This is a genomic window from Actinomadura sp. NBRC 104425 (genome assembly GCF_030269545.1).
GTDB classification, from domain to species: Bacteria; Actinomycetota; Actinomycetes; order Streptosporangiales; family Streptosporangiaceae; genus Spirillospora; species Spirillospora keratinilytica.
Genome location: NZ_BSTN01000015.1, coordinates 34,497 through 51,774, shown reverse-complemented (window position 1 = coordinate 51,774; position 17,278 = coordinate 34,497). Strand labels below are relative to the sequence as shown.

Genomic DNA, 17,278 nt, shown 5'->3' with positions numbered 1-17,278 from the left:
GTCGTGCGTGTCCGTCTGCCCCGCGCGTTCACCGCAGTGCTCCGCTGCCCGGGTCACTCTTGTGTGATGTACGGGACGGCGCCGGGGTTGGCTCGGTGCGGGCGGGGCCGTTCGAACCGGTGCGCCAGGGCCCACAGCACGGCCAGGGCGAGCGCGAAGACCGGAAGCCACGCCAGCCGGACGGGGATCCACGCCGCCCGGTCGGGGACGGTGTGCAGCCCGGGCAGCGGGCCGCCGGCCGCCGCGGCCGCCACGGTGACGGACATCATGGCCGTCTGGTGCCACAGGAAGATCGTCATGGCGGACAGGTTGGCCAGCGCGACCGCGGCCCAGACCCCGGGCCGCCGCGTCAGACGCGTGAGCGGCCCGCGTGCCAGCAGCGCCAAACCGCACTGCGCCATGCCGAACGCCATCGCCGCCAGGGTGGGCGGGTTCAAGTTGGACACCTCGGCGCCCGGCACCCCCACCATGCTCGCCGGGTATCCCGCCCACAGCACCAACACGGCCGCAGCCGTGGCGCCACCGGCCAGCAGCACCCAGCCGGCACGGAGCGGGGCCAAGGCGCCGTGCGCCCACGCCACCCCCAGGTAGAACGGCACGAGCCAACCGGTCAGCACGGTGCCCCAGCCGATCCAGGCGGGCGCGTCCAGACCGAACCGGCCCAGGTCGATGAGCGCGGTCGCGGCCAGAGGGAACAGCAGGCCCCGCATGCCCAGCCGGTTCCACAGCATCACCACCACGGGGGTGAGGACGGTGAGCGTCCCGTACACGCCCAGGAACCACAGCGGGCTCAGCACCAGCTTCAACAGGGCGTGCAGCGTGCCGGACGGCAGGCCCGCCCACGCCAACGCGGGCATGGCCGCCGCCCACGCCAGCAGCAGCACGGGCACGGGACGCGCCAGCCGCGCCAGGCGGCGGCGCGCCCACGGCAGGTACGGCTGTCCGGCGCGGTGCCCTTTCGCCGCCGTGTAGCCGCCCACGAGGAAGAACACCGCGAGCGTCTGCAGCACCCAGGAGACCGGCGCCAGGTGCGGCATCGCCGACAGGGGGCTGGTCACCCGCAGCCGCCCGTCCCCCGTGGACACGAACGCGGTGACGCACCAGTGCCCCAGCACCACGCCCAGGATGGCCAGCGCGCGCAGTGCGTCGACGGCGCGGTCGCGGTCGGGCGGTGTCGCCGCCTCGATGCGGGATGCAAGGCCCGGCCGCCGCGCGTCACGCATGGGTCACCTCGGAGATGCGGCCGAGCGCGATGAACGTCAGGTTGCGCAGTGACACCGACCCGGGGCGCAGGTACTCGCTGTGCGTGCCCGCCCCGGCGGCGAAGCGCAGCGCCCCGAAGGAAGGGCTTACGGGGTCCGGGCCGAAGCCGAGCCCGGCCACCTGCAGCTTCGGCACGTACCGGGTCCAGTCGCCACCGGCCCGCCCCGCCCACACGCGCGCGCCGGTGTGCATGTCGGCGACCGAGGAGGCGGTGACACCGGGGCTGCCGTACAGCGCGATGTCCTCTGCCCGCACCGCACCGGCCGCCTGGACGCACACCACCGAGCCGTAGCTGTGGCACAGCAGCGCCACCCGGGCGCGCCCGTTGATTCCGTGCAGCCCGGCCACGAATCGCTGGAGCTCGCGGGCGCCGTCGGCGGCCCGTCCCGGGGTGAGCACCGCCGCGCTCGTGATGGAGGGCGAGTCGTACCCGAGCCAGGCCACCACCGCCGGGCGCACACCGGGCGCCACCTGCCGCGCCTGCCGGTAGACGGCGCGTGCGCCGCCGCCGGCCCATTTGGGGTCGTCGAAGTTGGTGAGCCGCCCGTCCGCTCCGGGCACCACGACCGCGACCCGTTCGGCCCGCGCCAGGTCGCCGACGACCTCGACGGCCCTGCCGTGGCCGCGCGCGTCGAACGCCAGGAAGCGGCGGCCGGGGGCCAAAAACGCCCTGAGCGCCTCGGTGCGGGGGCCGTCGCCCACGGCGCGGGCGGTGTCGTACGCCCGCCGGATGTCGCCGCGCACGGCGGCGTAGCGGGCGTCGAGCGCGGCGGAGGACAGCGGCGGCCGGGCCTGCGGCGGCGCGTACGGGCCGGGGCCCGTCCCTGCGGTCGGGGCGGCGACCGCGGCCAGGGCCGCGCCGACGGCCAGGAACCTTCGGGGGGCTGGGCTGCGCACGGGGGCGTCCTTCCTGGTCAGGGGCTGATCCTGAGCAGGAAGCTAGGAATCGCGGGCCGTCGCGCGGATCACACCGCGGAGCCGTCTTGCCGCCTCACACCCCGGTATGACGCGGGCCGGCGGAACAGGGGCGGCCCCGGGCGGGTCAGTCGCCGGGGCGGACCAGGCCGACCTCGTAGGCGTAGACGATGGCCTGCGGCCGGTCGCGCAGGCCGAGCTTGGTGAGGATGCGGCCGAAGTGCGTCTTGACGGTCTGCTCGGCCACCACCAGCTCGGCGGCGATCTCGGCGTTGGACAAGCCGCGGGCGACCAGCGCCAGCACCTCGGTCTCCCGTTCGGTCAGCGCGCCCAGCCGCTCCCGGGACGGCGCGCGCGGCCCGCCCAGCCGGGCGAACTCGGCGATCAGCCGCCGGGTCACCGACGGCGACAGCAGCGCGTCGCCCGCCGCGATGATCCGCACCGCCTCGGCCAGTTCGTCGGCCGAGGCGTCCTTGAGCAGGAACCCGCTGGCGCCCGCGCGCAGCGCCTCGTACACATAGTCGTCGAGGTCGAAGGTGGTCAGCATGAGCACCTTCGGGGCGGCGGCGCCGGGCTCGGCGGGCCCGTCGCGGCCGCCCTTGAGCAGCCGCCGGGTCGCCTCCAGGCCGTCCATGACGGGCATCCGCACGTCCATCAGCACCACGTCGGGACGCTGCTCGGCGACCACCGACAGCGCCTGCGCGCCGTCGACGGCCTCCCCGACCACCTCGATGTCGGGCTGGGCGTTCAGCAGCACGCCGAACCCGGTGCGCACCATGCCCTGATCGTCGACGATCACCACCCGGATCGTCATGCCGCCGACCTCAGCGGCAGCGTGGCGGTCACGGCGAAACCTCCTTCGGGGGTGGGCTTGGCGGTCACCCCGCCGCCCAGCATGGCGGCCCGCTCGCGCATGCCCACCAGGCCGTGCCCCTCGCCGGGCGGCGACAGCGGCGACGCCCGCCGGCCCTCGGCGGGCGGGCCGTTGATCACGCTGAGCAGGAGTATGCCCTCCCGCTGGATCAGCTCGACGTCGACGACGGCGCCCGGAGCGTGCCGCATCACGTTGCTGAGCGCCTCCTGCAGGATCCGGTAGGCGCTCAGCGCGACGCCCTGCGGCACGGCGGACAGGTCGCCGATGACGCTGGTGTTGACGGTCAGCCCGGCGCCGCGGGCCGCCCACACCAGCGCGTCCAGCCGGTCCAGGCCGGGCTGCGGCGCGGTCTCCGCGCCGTCCTCCGAGCGCAGCACGCCCAGGATGCGGCGCATCTCGGTGAGCGCGTCCAGCGCGGTCGCGCGGATCTCCTTCAGCTCCTGGCGGATCTTGTCGGGCACCTCCGGGACGGTGTACGGCGCCGCCTCCGCCTGGATCGCGATCATCGACATGTGGTGGGCCACCACGTCGTGCAGTTCGCGGGCGATGCGCTGGCGCTCCTTGAGCACCGCCTCGGCCTCCCGGTGCCGCTTGCGCTGCTCGGCCAGCTCGCGGGCGGCGGCCCGCTCCCGCTCGGCCAGCTCGTCGCGGGTCTTCTGGCGCAGCCGGACGAACGCGCCGACCAGCAGCGGCACCACCACGAACACGGCCGCGCCCCCACCGGTCCGCCGGTCCACCAGCAGCACCCCGAGCACCGACCACAGCCCCGCGCCGACCGTCAGGTTGAGCGGGGAGCGCACCGCCACCGTGTAGAGGACGAGCACGCCGGCGACCGACCCGCCGGGCGGGAACGGGACGTTCAGCCAGTGCTGCATCCCGGTGTAGAACATCGCCGCGCACAGCAGCCGCCACGCGGCCACCGGATGGCGTTCGCGCAGCGCCATCGGCAGCGCCAGCAGGAACGCGGCGATGCCCAGCTCTCCGGACGACACCTGCAGGCCGCGTTTCGCCGTCTCGGTGGCCAGCAGCGAATACGTCCCGAAGCCGATGCTCACCGCGATGATCAGGTCGATGACCTGCATGACGACCGAGAACGGGATCCGGCGCAGCCGGGTGTCGCGCAGCCGGGGCGGCCACGGCCGGTCGGCCGGGAGCGGCTCGGCGGACCCGACGAGGCCGGAGACCAGGGGCCGCAGCACCAGCCCCAGCGTCTGCGCCAAGCCCTGCCGGGGGGCGTCGTCGTCCATGCCGCCAGGCTAGAGGCCGCCGTACCCGCGGCGAATGACACCGTGGTGCCACCTCCATGTCATACCGAGGGTGCATACGGGCCGAGCCGACCGCGTCGTCAGGACACTGCGGCCCGCCCCCGTGGGTACTGTCGGAACCGTGGAACCGGTGGAGGCGCTGCGCCGGATCGCGTTCCTGCTGGAACGCGCGCAGGAGCCCACCTATCGGGTGCGGGCCTTCCGCAAGGCGGCCGACCTGGTCGAGCGCACCCCGCGCGAGGAACTGGCCGAGCGGGTGCGCGACGGCACGCTGACCGCGCTGCCCGGCATCGGCAAGGTCACCGCGCTGGTCATCGCGGAGGCGCTGCGCGGGGAGACCCCCGACTACCTGCGGCGCCTGGAGACGGCCGAGGGGCGGGGGCCGTCGCCCCGAACGGACGTGGACGAGGCGGCCGCGGCACTGCGGCGGGCGCTGCGGGGCGACCTGCACACCCACAGCAACTGGTCCGACGGCGGCTCGCCGATCTGGGAGATGGCCGAGACCGCCCGCGCCCTCGGCCACGACTACATCGCGCTGACCGACCACTCGCCGCGCCTGACCGTGGCCAACGGGCTGTCGGCCGAGCGGCTGTGCCGGCAGCTGGACGCGGTGGCCGAGCTGAACGCCGAGCTGGCGCCGTTCCGCATTCTCACCGGCATCGAGGTGGACATCCTGGACGACGGCTCGCTGGACCAGGACCCCGACCTGCTCGACCGGCTCGACGTGGTGGTGGCCAGCGTCCACTCCAAGCTGCGCATGGACCGCGTCGCCATGACCCACCGGATGGTCGCGGCCGTGCAAAATCCGCGGGTCGACGTCCTCGGGCACTGCACGGGGCGGATCGTCAAGGGCGGCGGGCGGCGCGGCGGCGTGCGGCCGGAGTCGCAGTTCGACGCGGCCCTGGTGTTCGACGCCTGCGCCGCCTACGGCGTCGCCGTGGAGATCAACTCGCGGCCGGAGCGGCTGGACCCGCCCGAGCGGCTGCTGCGGCTGGCGGTCGAGGCGGGCTGCCGGTTCGCCATCGACTCCGACGCGCACGCCCCCGGCCAGCTCGACTGGCAGCCCAACGGGTGCGAGCGCGCCGTCCGCTGCGGGGTCGCACCCGAGCGGGTCGTCAACACCATGAGCGTCGACGACCTGCTCGCCTGGACGGCCGGGCGGCGGGGTTAGGGGCGGCTTCAGGCGCTTGCGGCGCGGACCATGCGCACGCGCAGCGGTTCGACGAACGCTGGGAGTCCGGCCTGCCCCTGCTGCTGGAATCGCTCCGCTCACGCGCCGCGCGCGGCTGACCCGGGCGGGCACGCGCCGCCCGGGGGCCGGTCATGTGACGTCGGGGCGCGGCGGTTACGGTCGGCTGTGCCGACGAACGTGAGGGGTTCCATGACCGAGATCACCCATCGCCACGTCCAGTCCACAAGCGGCCTGCGGATGCACATCGCCGAGGCGGGCAGCGGCCCCCTGGTTCTGCTGCTGCACGGCTTCCCCGAATGCTGGTACTCCTGGCGGCACCAGCTCGTCGCCCTTGCCGAGGCCGGGTACCACGCGGTCGCCCCCGACCAGCGCGGCTACGCCCGCACCGGCGGGCCGTCCCGTGTGGAGGAGTACACCATCCTGCACCTGGTCGGCGACGCCGTCGGGCTGATCGACGCGCTCGGCGAGGAGCAGGCCGCCGTCGTCGGGCACGACTGGGGCGCCCCCGTCGCCTGGGCCGCCGCGCAGCTGCGCCCCGACCGGGTGCGCGGCGTCGTCAGCATGTCCGTGCCGCACCGGCCCCGCACCTCGCGTCCCCCCGTGGCCAAGATGCGCCAGCAGCTGGGCGAGGGCTTCTACATGGTCTACTTCCAGCAGCCCGACGTTCCCGAGGCCGAGTTCGACCGCGACCGCACCGCCGCGTTCCGGCGGCTGCTGTTCGCCGCGTCCGGCGACGGCCCGGGCCTGGCGCCGATCGTCCCGGACGGCGGCGGCTTCCTCGACCTGTGTCCCGAACCCGCCGAGCTGCCCGCCTGGCTCACCGAGGACGACATCGCCGCTTACGTCCGCGAGTACGAGGACACGGGCTTCACCGGACCCCTCAACTGGTACCGCAACCTGGACCGCAACTGGGAGCTGACCGCCGCCTGGCACCGCGCCCCGATCACGCCCCCGGCCCTGTTCATCGCCGGGGACCGCGACCTCGTCGCCGCCGCCCCGAAAGCCCGCGACAGCGTCGCCGGCATGAAGACGTTCGTCCCCGACCTGCGCGACACCGTCTGGCTGCCCGGCTGCGGCCACTGGACCCAGCAGGAACGGCCCGACGAGGTCAACCGGGCCCTGATCGACTTCCTCGGCGCACTGTAGCGCCGAAGGCGGGCCGTACGCCCCGCCTCCACCGCGTCGCGTGCGCCCGCTCCTTGGCGGACGGTGAGGCGGGGCGCGGGCAGGGCCGGTTTCAGGAGGCCTGCCGCTCGGCGCCGGGGTCGGTGCGCAGGTGGTAGTCGCGGGGGTTCAAGCGGCGGGTGCGGCGGCGGTAGCCGGTCATGAAGCCGGGCCAGTTGTTGGTGTTGCGGCGGTCGGCGTCCAGGTACCAGCTGTCGCAGCCGCCCTGGTTCCAGACGGAGGTGGACAGGCGGCGCTGGGCGGCGGCGTCGAAGCGGTCGAACACGTCCTGGCGGACGTCCATGGAGATGACGCCCGAGGCGAGCAGCCGGGCCGCCCGGACGATGTAGGCGATCTGGCTTTCCAGCATATGGACGATGGAGCCGGAGCCCACGTTGGTGTTGGGGCCGTACATCAAAAAGAAGTTGGGGAAGCCTGAGACCGCCATGCCCAGGTAGGCGCGGGCGCCGTCCTTCCAGACGGCGTTGAGCTCGGTGCCGTCTGCGCCGATGACGCGCATGGGGGCCACGAAGTCCTGGGAGCGGAAGCCGGTGGCCCAGATGATGGTGTCGACCAGGTGGTGCTCGCCGTCGGCGGTGCGGACGCCCTCGGGGGTGACCTCGGTGATGGGGCTGTCGACGACGCGGACGTTGGGCCGGTTCAGGGTCTCGTAGTAGTCGCTGGACGTCAAGATCCGTTTGCAGCCGGGCTCGTAACGGGGGGTGAGACGGGCGCGCAGGCCGGGGTCCCGCACGGAGCGGAGGGCGCGGCGGCACATCAGCCGGACGGGCGCCGACAGCAGGCGGCGGCCGCGCGGGGACACCAGGCTCGGGTTGAGCACCAGCTCGAACCACAGGAAGAACCCCAGGCGCGCCAGCTTCTGCACGGCGGGGACGCGGCGGTTGAGGGCGTGCCGCCAGCGCGGGTAGACGCGGTCGGGTTTGCGGCTGATCCAGTGGACCTCGCGCTGGAAGACGGTCACAGACTCGGCGCCGGGGGCGATGCGGGGGACGAACTGGATGGCGCTGGCGCCGTTGCCGACCACCGCGACGCGGGTGCCGGCCAAATCGTGGCCGTGGTTCCACCGCGCCGAGTGGAACATCGCGCCGGTGAACGAGCCCATGCCGGGCAGTGGGGGAACGGCCGGGTTGCTCAGCTGTCCGCAGGCGGCGACCAGCAGGTCGTACTCCAGGAGCTCGCCGTCGCCGGTGCGCACCCGCCACCGGCCGCGGGCCGCGTCGAACTCGGCGTCGGTGATCTCGGTGCGCAGCCGCAGGTGCGGCGTCAGGCCGTACTTGGCAGCGCAGTGCCGCAGGTAGTCGAGGATCTCGGGTTGCTCGGCGAACCGGCGCGTCCAGTCGGGCTTGGGCTCGAAGGAGAAGGAGTACAGGTGCGAGGGGGCGTCGCAGGCGGCGCCTGGATAGGTGTTGTCGCGCCAGACGCCTCCGACGCCGTCGGCCTTGTCGAAGATGGTGAGGTCGGTGAAGCCGGCCTGTTTCAGGCCGGCGGCCAGGCCGATGCCGCTGAACCCGGCTCCGACGACGGCGATCGACAGGTCCCTGCGTCCCATGCGCGGCTCCCTCGGGGGCGGGTGAGCGGTGGCGTCCCGGCGCCCACCATTTTCCGACACTCGTGTCGGTTAGAGTGGCGCCAACCGGAGGAGGGAGTCAAGGCGATGAGCGAAACCGCGCCGAAGCCGCGGATGCGCGCCCCGGCCCGCCGGGCGAAGATCACCGAGGCGGCGCTGAAGATATTCGCGGGCAAGGGCTACCACGCCGCCTCGCTCGGCGAGATCGCGGCCGCTGCCGGGGTGGCGCGGACCGTGCTGTACGACCACTTCCCGTCCAAGCGGGTGCTGCTGCTGGCGGTGATGCAGGAGCAGAACGCCGAGCTGGTGGAGTACGTCGGCTCCCGCATCACCGGCTCGGGGTCGCCGCAGGAGCGGATGCGGTCCACGATCGACGCCTACTTCAGCTTCGCCGAGAGCCGCCCGCTGGCCCGCAAGCTGCTGTTCGACCGCACCGACGAGGACGATCCGGAGATCCGCACCGTCCGCCAGGGCATCCGCGAGTCCCGCACCCGCACGGTCACCGCGCTGCTGGCCGGAGACATCCGGTCGGTCGGGGCCGACCCGGGCGAGCCGGTCGCCGAGGCGATGGTGGAGCTGATCATCGCCGGTCTCGACGGGGTGGCGCAGTGGTGGGAGCGGCACCCGCAGGTGCCCCGCGCGGTGCTGGTCGAGGGGGCGATGCGGCTGCTGTGGAACGGTCTGGGCCACCCCTGCTGAGCGCGGCCGCGGGTCGGAACCGGCCGCCGCGGGGCTTGACGCCCCCGGCGGCCTTCCTCATAGTGAGGTCCCACCCCGATAACCGACACAAGTGTCGGTTACCACCCCCTGTGAGGAGTGCGCCGTGGACGACAGGACACCGTCGCAGCACGGAACGACCGAGGAGCCGGGCGGGATCGGCCGCCGCAGATTCGTCACCGGGACGCTGGCGGCGGCCGGCGCGGCCACCGTGGCCGGGGCGATCGGCCCGCACCGGGCGGCCGCGGCGGCGGCCGGGCGGGCGGCGCCGGGCCGCCGGGTGGCGGTGTTCGGCGGCGGCATGGGCGGCCTGACCACCGCCCACGAGCTGGCCGAGCGCGGCTTCCAGGTGACCGTGTACGAGCGCAAGGCCTGGGGCGGCAAGTGCCGCAGCATGCCGGTGCCGGGCACCGGATCCGGCGGGCGCCGGGACCTGCCCGCCGAGCACGGGTTCCGCTTCTTCCCCGGCTTCTACCAGAACCTTCCGGACACGATGAAGCGCATCCCGCTGCCCGGCGGAGGCACCGCCTACGACAACTTCGCGGCAGGCAAGGAGGTCGCGGCGTTCTACAACGGCCGCAGGTACACCCTGCCCGCCGCCGGCAGCATCGTCGGCACGCTCAGCCCCGAATCGATCCTGGCCTTCCTGCAGACCGCCTTCGGGGTCTTCACCACCGTCCCCGCCGACGAGGTCGCGTTCTTCCTGCAGAAGATGATCGCGTTCGTGGCGAGCGGCCCCCAGCGGCGGCTCAAGCAGTGGGAGAACATGAGCTTCGCCGAGTTCGTCCGCATGGAGGGCAAGTCGCAGGCGTACAAGGAAATGCTGGTCGACATGTTCACCCAGACGCTGGTGGCGGCCAAGCCCGACAAGGCCAACGCCCGCACCATGGGCCTCATGGCCGAGGCGTGGGTGTACAGCACCCTGGGCCTCGGCGGATACGAGGCGCCCGACCGGCTGCTGAACGGCCCCACCAACGAGGCGCTCATCGACCCCTGGATCGCCTACCTGCGCTCCCTCGGCGTCCAGTTCGTCGCCGACGCCACCCTCACCCGCCTGTCGGTCGCCGACGGGCGGATCAGCGGCGCCCAGGTCACCAGCGCGGCCGGCGCCACCACCGACGTCGAGGCCGACCACTACGTGCTGGCCGTCCCGCTCGAACGCGCCGTCCCCCTGCTCAACGACGACATCCTGGCCATCGACCCGGACCTGAAGGCGCTGCGGAACCTGTCGGTGGACTGGATGAACGGCATCATGATCTACCTGCGGCGGCCCATCGACCTGGCCAAGGGCCACGTCGCCTACGCCGGGCAGCCCTGGGCGCTCACCTCGATCAACCAGGCCCAGTTCTGGAACAACAAGTACGGCACCACCTACGGCAACGGCGAGGTCAACGACTGCCTGTCCATCGACATCTCCGCCTGGGACAAGCCCGGCATCCTCTACGGCAAGCCCGCCCGCGACTGCACCCACGAGCAGATCTTCAACGAGGTCGTCGCCCAGCTCCGCCGCGCCATCCCGTTCGGCGGCCTGCGGCTGACCGACGCCAACATCCACTCCTACTTCATCGACCCCGCCATCACCGGCAACGGCACCCCGCAGGTCGCCAACGACGAACCCCTGCTGATCAACTCGCCCGGCTCCTGGTACCACCGCCCCGAGGCCGCCACCAAGGTGCCCAACCTCTATCTGGCGTCCGACTACGTCCGCTCCGGCATCAACCTCGCCACCATGGAGGGCGCCAACGAGGCCGGACGCAAGGCCGCCAACGCCGTCCTCGAGGCGTCCGGCGTCGGCGGCACCCCCGCCAAGCTGGTCGACCTGTGGCAGCCCGAGGTGTTCCAGGGCATCTTCGCCAACGACGACGCCCGCTTCGCCGCCGGCCTGCCGAACATCTTCGACATCTGGGACCCGCACCGGCCCTGAGCCCGACGGGGACCACCGCTCGCGGCCGGTGGTCGGCGCTTGCAAGACCACCGGCCGCGACCGGCCCGGTTGCTCACTCCTGCTGCTGCGGAGTGGCGGGTGTCAGCCGCCGATGTCGGAGTTCTGGGCGGCGGTGACGATCGTCACCGCGTCCTCGGGCAGGAGGTATCCGGCGTCCACCGACGCCTGTGCGGCCGCCCGGACCTTGGCCACGTAGTCGTCGTGCGTCGGGTACAGCCTGCTGAGCACGGGCTCGGCGGTGGGCGGGAAGGAGGGGTCGGACGGGTCGCCGTCGTCATGGCGGTCCCACGGGTCGGCGTCGCCGTTCCACGGGTCCCGGGCGCCGTACAGGCCGCAGAAGATTCCGCTGCCGCTGGTGTCCCGCATGCCGGTGAGCGTGCGGGTCGGCACAGCGACGTCCGGCAGCCGGATGCCGCCGGCGGCCAGGCCGGTGCTCGGGTCGCGCAGGTCGGTGTTCAGCGCCGGGCCGCCCGGCGGACGCGCACCGCCCCGCGCCCAGCTCGCCAGATGCCGCAGCGCGGCGTTCATCGAGTAGTGGCCGGGCCCGTCGTTGAACGGCGCCGACCCCGGGGCGCAGTCGGGCTGCGGCGCGGCCGAGCCGGCGGACTTGCGCAGCGTCGGGTCGCCGAGGTCGTAGGCCCACTGGTCGCCGTGCGCGGTTCCCGCCAGCTCCCAGCGCACGATCCGGTCGGTGTCCGGCTGCCGGGCGGCGGAGGCCCCCGGGATGTCGGTCTCGGTCAGCACGACGAACGCCGGCTCCGGCTGGTCGGTGCGGATGCGCGACGGCCTCGGCATCCGCAGCACGTCGGCCAGGCTGCCGCTGATCGGTGCGGCGACCGCGCTGTTGCTGTGGATCATGAAGCCGTCGTAGACCCGGGACACCGGCTGCACGGCGTTGACGTAGGTCGTCATGAAACCGGCCGACTGGGACTCGCCGTCGGCGAGCAGCGTCCGGATCCGCAGCCCGCCGAGCGGGTCGGGCCCGTTCGGCGTGCGCAGCGCCTGCCCGGCCTGGGAGAAGATGTCGTAGGAGTAGGCGTCGCCGGGGTGGACGAGGCTGCCGTACCGCGCCGGGTCCCAGCCCTTGAGGCCGCGGATCTGGCCGAGGCCGCCGTTGACGCCGACCGACTGCGCCGAGACGCCCACCCACGCGTAGCCGCCGCGCAGCAGCTCGTCCCGCGCGAACCAGTAGTCGGGGGAGAGTTCGAGCTGGCCGCTGACGTTGAGCCACTCCACCACGACGGTGCCGTTGAACTTGGCCGGGTCGGCGGGCCGCCGGACGAGCAGCCGCGTCTTATAGGCGGCCCGGCCGGACGTGCGGACGGCCCACCGCCCGTCGGACGTCCAGATGCCGGACTTGGCGTAGGACGTGGCGGTGCCCTCGATGAAGTACTCGCTTTCGGTGTAGCCGAACGAGCCGAGGTCCTCGGCCGCGGCCAGGAACGGGAAGCCGCGGTCGCCGGCGGGCGGAGTCGTGATCACCGGGTTGGCGGCCGCGGCCCGGGCGGCCGGGGCGGCGGGCGGGACGCCGAGGAGGAGGGCGGCGGCCAGCGCCGCCCCCAGCGCCGCCGCGGCGGCTCGCCGCCACGGGAACCGGACAGGTGTGCGCACGAGGGTTGCACCTCCCTGAGCGGATGACGGGGGGAAGCACAGTGTGCTGTCCGGGAGCCGGCCCCGAATCGGCGAAATCACCGGCGCCCGCGCGGCCGGCGGGCCGTCCGCATGCACGCTCCCGCCGCCGGAGGGCACCCACGGCCGCCTCTTGACGGGCGATCAGATGTGAGCTCTTCTCACGTCCATGGATGATCTCCGCCCCCCGGAACGCCTCCGCCCGGCGGCGCGCCGCCTCGCCCGCCGGTCCGCCGCCCTCGCCACCGCCGCCGCGCTCACCGCCGTGCTCCCGGTGACCCCGGCGTCCGCCGAGCAGGCGGAGGAACTCGCCCTCAACCGCATCCAGAGCATCGGAACGCACAACAGCTACCACGTCGAGCCGAACGCCAAGGAGTTCGGGCTGATCTCCGCCTTCGCCGGCACGCAGGCGGACGGCCTGCAGTACACGCACGTCCCGCTCGGCCGCCAGTTCGCCGAGCAGAGCGTGCGGCAGATCGAACTCGACGTCTGGGCGGATCCCGACGGCGGGCGGTTCGCCCGGCCGCTGATCCGGCTGCTGACCGGGCAGCCCGTGGAGTACGACCCGCGCATGAGCGAGAAGGGCACCAAGGTCCTGCACATCCGCGACATCGACTACCACAGCACGTGCGTGTCCTTCGTGGAATGCCTGACCGCGGTGCGCGACTGGTCGCGGGCCCACCCGTCGCACGTCCCGATCGCGATCCTGCTGGAGTTCAAGGACACCCTCGACCTGTCGGTGCCCGACTCCTTCCCGCTCCCGCCGTACCGGTGGACGCGGGCGCGGATGCTCGACCTGGAAGAGGAGATCCGCTCGGTCTTCTCGCCGGACGAACTGATCACCCCGGACGACATACGCGACGACGGCCTCACCCTGGAGGAGTCCGTCCTGCGCAACGGCTGGCCCTCGCTGGACTCGGTCCGCGGCAAGGTCATGTTCCTCATGGACAACGCCGGCTCCTACCGCGACCGCTACATCGAGGGCAACCCCAGCCTGGAAGGCCGGATCCTGTTCACCAGCTCCGAGCCGGGGCAGCCCGACGCGGCGTTCGTCAAGCGCAACGACGCGGTGGCCTCGGCCGAGGAGATCAAGTCGCTCGTCCGCCGCGGCTACGTCGTGCGGACGCGCGCCGACGCCGACACCGCCCAGGCCCGCAGCGGCGACACCTCCGTCCGCGACGCGGCGCTCGCCAGCGGCGCCCAGTGGGTGAGCACGGACTACCCGGTGCCCGGCCTCGCCGACCGCTTCGGCACCGACTACTTCGCCGCCCTCCCCGGGCTCGCCGCCGCACGCTGCAACCCGGTACTCACCTCCGACGGCTGCACCGTCCCCTCGCCTTGACGCGTGCGCTCCGGCCGGGAGCCGCGGGGACTCCCGGCCGGAGCCGGCCGACGGCGCACGCGGGGCGCGCGAGTCCCGCCGTCAGACGACGCCGCCACCGCCGTCCGCCGGGAATGTCGGTGCCGTGGGGCAGGCTGTCCGCCGAAAGGGGTCCTGGAGCGCCGCGCCGCCGATCTGGTCGCCGAACTGGGCCGCATGGCGGCCGGGGGCGATGTCGTCCTGCTCGACTACGGCACCGATGACGACGTGGGCGACCTGTCCGGGCCGCTGTCGCACGCCGGTCTCGTCCGCCGCCGCATCGAGGGGCGCTGGCCGGACCCGTAGCGCGCCGCGCACACACCGGCGGCGTCCGGCCGCGGCGGGCGGGGCGGGGTCACGGCCTACACCTCCGTGATCTCGGCACCCGCCCGCACGGATGCGGTCAGGACGCGGTCAGCGCGTCAGGCCTCGCCCCCGGTGCTGCTCTCGGCGGTCTGCGCACCGCCCGCGAACACCGAGGCCACGTCGTCGTTCAGCCGGTAGCGCTCGATGGCCTGCTGCAGCGTGTCCGGCTTGACCTCGCCCTGCCGGGCCAGCCGGGTCAGCACGGCGAGCACGATGGACGCCGCGTCGACGTGGAAGAACCGGCGGGCGGCGGCCCGGGTGTCGGAGAAGCCGAACCCGTCGGTCCCGAGCGACAGGAAGTCGCCGGGCACCCACGGCGCGATCTGGTCGGGGACGGCGCGCATGAAGTCCGACACCGCCACGATCGGTCCGGGCGCGTTCTCCAGCGCACGCGTCACGTACGGGACGCGCTGCTCGGCCTCGGGGTGCAGCAGGTTCCACTCGTCGCAGGAGCGGGCCTCGCGGGCCAGCTCGTTCCACGAGGTGGCCGACCACACATCGGCGGCCACGCCCCAGTCCTCGGCCAGCAGCCGCTGCGCCTCCAGGGCCCAGCGCCCGCCCACGCCGGACGCCAGGATCTGCGCCCGCGGCGCCTCGGCCCGAAGGCCCGTCCACGGCGCCTCGCGGTACCGGTACAGGCCTTTGAGCAGGCCGTCGACGTCCAGGTCGTCCGGCTCGGCGGGCTGCTGGTACGGCTCGTTGTAGACGGTGAGGTAGTAGAAGACGTTTTCGCCGCGCGGGTGCTCCTCGGACGAGCCGTACATGCGGCGCAGCCCGTCCCGCACGATGTGCGCCAGCTCGAACGCCCACGCCGGGTCGTAGTGCACGCAGGCGGGGTTGGACGCGGCCAGCAGCGGGGAATGCCCGTCGGCGTGCTGCAGGCCCTCGCCGGTGAGGGTGGTGCGGCCCGCCGTGGCGCCCAGCAGGAAGCCGCGGCCCATCTGGTCGCCCATCGCCCACATCTGGTCGCCGGTCCGCTGGAACCCGAACATCGAGTAGAAGATGTAGACGGGGATCATGTGCTCGCCGTGCGTGGCGTAGGAGGTGCCCGCGGCGATCGCCGAGGCCATGGACCCGGCCTCGCTGATGCCCTCGTGCAGCATCTGCCCCTGCTCGGACTCCTTGTACGACAGCAGCAGCTTGCGGTCGACGGCCTCGTAGGTCTGCCCGTGCGGCGAGTAGATCTTGGACGTGGGGAACAGCGAGTCCATGCCGAACGTGCGGTACTCGTCCGGGGCGATCGGGACGAACCGGGCGCCGATGTTCTCGTCCTTGATCAGGTCCTTGAGCAGCCGGACGAACGCCATGGTGGTGGCGACGTTCTGCCTGCCCGAGCCCTTGCGCAGCGACGAGTACACCGCGTCGCCGGGCAGCTTCAGCGGCTTGGCGCGCACCACCCGCTTGGGCAGGAACCCGCCGAGGGCGGCCCGCCGCTCGCGCATGTACTCGATCTCCTCGGAGTCCTCGCCCGGGTGGTAGTACGGCGGCAGGTCCGCCTCCAGCGCCGAGTCGGGGATGTCCAGGTAGAGCCGGTCGCGGAACTCCTTGAGCTCGGCCTTGGTGAGCTTCTTCATCTGGTGGGTGGCGTTGCGGGCCTCGAAGTCGGGGCCGAGCGTCCACCCCTTGATGGTGTGCGCGAGGATCACCGTGGGCTGGCCGACGTGCTCGCGGGCCGCCTTGAACGCCGCGTACACCTTGCGGTAGTCGTGCCCGCCGCGCGACAGCCGGCGCAGGTCGTCGTCCGACAGGTGCTCGACCATCTTGCGCAGCCGCGGGTCGTCGCCGAAGAAGTGCTCGCGGATGTAGGCGCCGGACTCGACCGAGTAGGTCTGGAACTGCCCGTCCGGAGTGGTGTTCATCTTGTTGACCAGCACGCCGTCGACGTCCTGGGCCAGCAGCGGGTCCCAGTCGCGGCCCCAGATCACCTTGATGACGTTCCAGCCCGCGCCGCGGAAGAACGACTCCAGCTCCTGGATGATCTTGCCGTTGCCGCGCACCGGGCCGTCCAGCTGCTGCAGGTTGCAGTTGACGACGAAGGTGAGGTTGTCCAGCTCCTCGCGGGCGGCCAGGCCGATGGCGCCCAGCGACTCCGGCTCGCCCATCTCGCCGTCGCCGAGGAACGCCCACACGTGCGACCGGGAGGTGTCCTTGATCTTGCGGTTGTACAGGTACCGGTTGAACCGGGCCTGGTAGACGGCGTTGATGGCGGTCAGGCCCATCGACACCGTGGGGAACTCCCAGAAGTCGGGCATCAGCCGCGGGTGCGGGTACGACGACAGCCCGCCGCCCGGGTGGGAGATCTCCTGGCGGAAACCGTCCAGCTGGTGCTGCGTCAGCCGCCCCTCCAGGTAGGCGCGGGCGTAGATGCCGGGCGCCGCGTGCCCCTGGATGAACACCTGGTCGCCGGACTCGCCGTGGTCCTTGCCGCGGAAGAAGTGGTTGAACCCGACCTCGTAGAGCGACGCGGCGGAGGCGTAGGTGGCGATGTGCCCGCCGACGCCCAGCTCGGGGCGGTTGGCCCGGGACACCATGATCGCGGCGTTCCACCGGATGTAGGCCCGGATGCGCCGTTCGATGTGCTCGTCGCCGGGGAACCAGGGCTCGCGCTCCGGCGGGATGGTGTTGATGAAGTCGGTACTGCGCAGGCCGGGGACGCCGACCTGCTGCTCGCGGGCACGTTCCAGCAGGCGCAGCATCACATAGCGCGCGCGCCCCTTGCCCTCGGTCTTGATGACCGTGTCCAGCGACTCCAGCCACTCCCGGGTCTCGTCCGGGTTGATGTCCGGCAGCTGGCTCGGCAGGCCGTCGCTGATGATCGAAAAGCGTTGACGTCCGGTAGCCACGGGGTCCCCTCTGTGCCGTACCGTCTTGCGACTGTTCGTCGCCGGTCTCGTGATCCATCGTCGCCCCTCGGGGCGGCCATCGCATCTCTACCAGTCAGTAACCATTTTCCCCGGTCACAGCGGGTGTCAGGCGCTGCGGCTGGGCGATTTGTACCCT

At 73.0% G+C, this 17,278-nt stretch carries 13 protein-coding genes; 6 read left to right on the top strand and 7 right to left on the bottom strand.

Features of this window, described 5'->3' with window-relative positions:
* Window positions 1–53: 53 nt before the first annotated feature.
* The 4 genes from QSK22_RS21920 to QSK22_RS21905 form a co-directional block, all read right to left on the bottom strand.
* A complete protein-coding gene (locus QSK22_RS21920) occupies window positions 54–1,223 on the bottom strand; it encodes an acyltransferase family protein (RefSeq protein ID WP_285496162.1) in 1,170 nt (389 codons plus the stop codon).
* Complete coding sequence (locus tag QSK22_RS21915; protein ID WP_285496161.1) at window positions 1,216–2,160, bottom strand: alpha/beta hydrolase; 945 nt, start codon at window positions 2,158–2,160, stop codon at window positions 1,216–1,218. The genes QSK22_RS21920 and QSK22_RS21915 overlap by 8 nt, the downstream gene beginning before the upstream one ends.
* Window positions 2,161–2,305: 145 nt before the next feature.
* Window positions 2,306–2,992 carry a response regulator gene (locus tag QSK22_RS21910; protein ID WP_285496159.1) on the bottom strand — a complete coding sequence of 229 codons (687 nt, stop codon included), beginning with the start codon at window positions 2,990–2,992 and terminating at the stop codon, window positions 2,306–2,308.
* Window positions 2,989–4,299 carry a sensor histidine kinase gene (locus QSK22_RS21905; RefSeq protein ID WP_285496158.1) on the bottom strand — a complete coding sequence of 437 codons (1,311 nt, stop codon included), beginning with the start codon at window positions 4,297–4,299 and terminating at the stop codon, window positions 2,989–2,991. Before QSK22_RS21905 ends, QSK22_RS21910 begins: the two co-directional genes overlap by 4 nt.
* 139 nt (window positions 4,300–4,438) lie before the next feature.
* On the opposite strand from QSK22_RS21905, the gene QSK22_RS21900 reads away from it, so the two are divergent.
* Both QSK22_RS21900 and QSK22_RS21895 read left to right on the top strand, forming a co-directional pair.
* Window positions 4,439–5,488 (top strand): PHP domain-containing protein, encoded by a 1,050-nt coding sequence (locus QSK22_RS21900; protein WP_285496157.1) that lies wholly within the window; start codon window positions 4,439–4,441, stop codon window positions 5,486–5,488.
* Window positions 5,489–5,698: 210 nt separating this feature from the next.
* The gene (locus tag QSK22_RS21895) at window positions 5,699–6,655 is read left to right on the top strand and encodes an alpha/beta fold hydrolase (protein WP_285496156.1); all 957 of its coding nucleotides are present in this window, start codon (window positions 5,699–5,701) and stop codon (window positions 6,653–6,655) included.
* 91 nt (window positions 6,656–6,746) lie between these two features.
* Here QSK22_RS21895 and QSK22_RS21890 read toward each other — a convergent pair whose 3' ends face one another.
* The gene (locus QSK22_RS21890) at window positions 6,747–8,243 is read right to left on the bottom strand and encodes a flavin-containing monooxygenase (protein WP_285496155.1); all 1,497 of its coding nucleotides are present in this window, start codon (window positions 8,241–8,243) and stop codon (window positions 6,747–6,749) included.
* Between the two features lie 105 nt (window positions 8,244–8,348).
* Between QSK22_RS21890 and QSK22_RS21885 the strand changes: the two genes are divergently transcribed.
* Window positions 8,349–8,960, top strand: a complete 612-nt coding sequence (locus QSK22_RS21885) for a TetR/AcrR family transcriptional regulator (RefSeq protein WP_285496153.1) — start codon at window positions 8,349–8,351, stop codon at window positions 8,958–8,960.
* Window positions 8,961–9,084: 124 nt separating this feature from the next.
* On the top strand, window positions 9,085–10,902 hold the full coding sequence (locus tag QSK22_RS21880) for a hydroxysqualene dehydroxylase (RefSeq protein WP_285496151.1): 1,818 nt from the start codon (window positions 9,085–9,087) through the stop codon (window positions 10,900–10,902).
* 102 nt (window positions 10,903–11,004) lie between these two features.
* On the opposite strand, the gene QSK22_RS21875 is transcribed toward QSK22_RS21880, so the two are convergent.
* Window positions 11,005–12,534, bottom strand: coding sequence for an alpha/beta hydrolase domain-containing protein (locus QSK22_RS21875; RefSeq protein WP_285496150.1), 1,530 nt, complete (start codon window positions 12,532–12,534; stop codon window positions 11,005–11,007).
* Between the two features lie 187 nt (window positions 12,535–12,721).
* On the opposite strand from QSK22_RS21875, the gene QSK22_RS21870 reads away from it, so the two are divergent.
* Window positions 12,722–13,894 (top strand): phosphatidylinositol-specific phospholipase C1-like protein, encoded by a 1,173-nt coding sequence (locus tag QSK22_RS21870; protein WP_285496148.1) that lies wholly within the window; start codon window positions 12,722–12,724, stop codon window positions 13,892–13,894.
* Between the two features lie 3 nt (window positions 13,895–13,897).
* Window positions 13,898–14,218 (top strand): DUF6939 family protein, encoded by a 321-nt coding sequence (locus QSK22_RS34040; RefSeq protein WP_502872349.1) that lies wholly within the window; start codon window positions 13,898–13,900, stop codon window positions 14,216–14,218.
* A 116-nt stretch (window positions 14,219–14,334) separates the two neighbouring features.
* Here the strand turns inward: QSK22_RS34040 and aceE are convergent, their stop codons facing one another.
* A complete protein-coding gene (aceE, locus tag QSK22_RS21860; RefSeq protein WP_352231469.1) occupies window positions 14,335–17,121 on the bottom strand; it encodes a pyruvate dehydrogenase (acetyl-transferring), homodimeric type in 2,787 nt (928 codons plus the stop codon).
* Window positions 17,122–17,278: the final 157 nt, after the last annotated feature.